The organism is Deinococcus sp. Leaf326 (assembly GCF_001424185.1).
GTDB lineage: Bacteria > Deinococcota > Deinococci > Deinococcales > Deinococcaceae > Deinococcus.
In genome coordinates this window covers 1-2,334 of the sequence record NZ_LMOM01000104.1, presented here as the reverse complement: position 1 = coordinate 2,334, position 2,334 = coordinate 1, and the positions used below count along the sequence as shown (strand labels likewise).

At 55.6% G+C, this 2,334-nt stretch carries 2 protein-coding genes; both read left to right on the top strand.

What is annotated here, in order from left to right; translation table 11 throughout:
- Window positions 1–287: 287 nt before the first annotated feature.
- Window positions 288–692: a hypothetical protein gene (locus ASF71_RS22170; RefSeq protein ID WP_056304204.1), complete on the top strand. Its 405-nt coding sequence runs from the start codon at window positions 288–290 to the stop codon at window positions 690–692.
- A gap of 1,242 nt (window positions 693–1,934) precedes the next feature.
- Window positions 1,935–2,334, top strand: a 400-nt coding sequence (locus ASF71_RS22155) for a hypothetical protein (RefSeq protein ID WP_082506322.1), incomplete at its 3' end; no start/stop codon positions are given.

The window sequence follows — 2,334 nt, the reverse complement described above, 5'->3', positions numbered from 1 at the left end:
GTTTGAACTCAGCGGTATGGATTCTGCGGGTCGTCATGAGGGTGCCTCCTATCGTGGGGGCTTATCTCCATCTGCGCAAAATCGGGTCAACCTCAGGTCGGGTTCTTCTTCGGCTCGAAGCCCAGGTACACAGCCGTGAACTGCAAGATGTCAGTTGGCCTTCCTGGGCATCTGCCAAGGAACCTAGGGACAACTCCTATCCGAAGCGGGCAAGAGGATGAAAAACTTTCTTCACAGTAGCTGTGAGACGCCCGTTCGCTTCAGGGTGCCCTACTGAGGATGGCTCTATGACGCCCCTCGCCCCTATCGATCTGATGTCCTTACCTATCCAGCAGGATGTGCACCAGCAAGTTGAGCACCTGCGGTTTTCCTTACATCCTCATCCCGAACAGCCGTCTGCTGATCAGATCCTCCTTCTCCCTTCGGCTGTTGCACAGGCAGTTCTGAGCTTGAGCTTCAGTCTCGAAGGGGAAACCTATACCATCAGGTATCAGGCCAAAGGGCGAGGATATACCTGGCGCAGTGGCGCCTGGCACCAACAGCTCAGCGCACCGCTCGTTGATTTGGACCCTGCTGCCCTGACTCAGGGTCTGGAGCAGCTCACCACCCTCCTGGCCACGGAACAGAACGTCTTCGGGCGGGACTGCATCCTGGACCGCGTTCTCGTGACGCTTCCGACGGGTGCAGCATGATGAACTTTCTCAGCTTGCTTCTTCGGAAGCACCACGACACAGCATTCATCATGCTTCCAGCTGGCTGGACGGATCTGCTCGAAAACTCAAATCGAGGCGTGCTCTTCGCGGTCAATGACAACGGATGAACCCTTCTGCCTCCATCCTGGCCAGTGCGCTGGCACACTGCTACCACCGTGCCAATCTGGGCTGGAGTGTCGACGGTCGGTGGACTTGGTTGCTGCGCCATCTGGAGGCAGATGTTTCAGTTCCCCAGGTTCCCTCGCCTTGCGCTGGCACACTGCTACCACCGTGCCAATCTGGGCTGGAGTGTCGACGGTCGGTGGACTTGGTTGCTGCGCCATCTGGAGGCACATCCTGACGCCAGTACAGGGATGTGGCTCCTCTGGCAGACCGAATTAGAGCTGACCGGGCAGGACGTGAGCCAAGCCGCCCATTGGCTGGCTTGGGAGTTCTGGGATGAAGCGAGAAACCGAGAAGAATAAAAGCCTTGAAACGGAATTACAGTCTGTCTTTTAAGGGGGCAGTTGTAGATATGAGGTAGAAATACTTATATTTAATTCCACTCTTACTTTAATTTTAATGTTTAGGCTTGAATATCTAGAGGGAGAAGAATGGACGACTTCAGGATAATTAACAACTTTATGGAGTTTGAGCGAACTTGGTACACCCATGTCACTCCTGACCCGATTCCTGAGATTGAAACTCTGGCACAAAGGGGGTATGTGCCAGACGCCTATGTCTCCAGTCATCTTGAGGCACCACTGCTGACCATTATTTACAGAGACCACTACGGCTCAATGGTTTCAACCTCAGACAGTTATACGTATCCTGTCACCGACGCAGTCATCTCGCAACTCTTCGCGCAGGCGACACGGCGCCTGAGAGTTCATCTCGGCGAGTATAGGCACGAGTAACAGAACGGGTCTGTCCAATCCCAATCCCAGACTAGATCGGGCCCAATTCGACCCGGTAGGAAAGTGTCCCGTGACACCATCTTAGAGAGGGCCCTACAACTTATCCGGCAATAAGCGACCTGGACAGCAACCTTCTCTCTAGCCAGACGCTTTCGCAAGGCTCTCTGAGCCTGCCGCAGACAAGTGGTCTCTCTTTCCAGTGCCGGAGTTCTCCCAAGGGAAGCAGGGCCAACCCATGCCCCTGTCGTGGTCCTGCATGGAACACTGGTTCAACGACAGTCAAGCGTCCCTGAACCCTTCTGGGGATCTCTGTCAAGGATGGACCATGACCGCTTCCCTTCCCGTTGATCTGAGCTCTTCATTCACCCGACACGCCCTGGACCAACAGGCGAATCACTTCCAGCTTTCCCTGACGAAGGGGACCACGGAACTCCAGAAACGCTTTCCTCAAGTGCCGACGCATCTTCCGTATGTCCTTACGCGAGCGGTAATGATGCTCAACCTCACGGTCCATGGCGAGACCTATTCCATCAGGCACCAGGCCAAGGCGCGGGGGTACACCTGGCGGGCAGGTGCATGGCACCTCCCCCTCAGTACGCCGCTCTTCACCCTGGAAACAGCAGCTGTTCAATACGGCCTCGTGCAGCTCCGCCAGTTGGTGTCCGCAGAGCAAACCTTCTTTCAAAGGGAATGCAGCGTGGACCAGCCCCTCCTGGTCCGTCCTG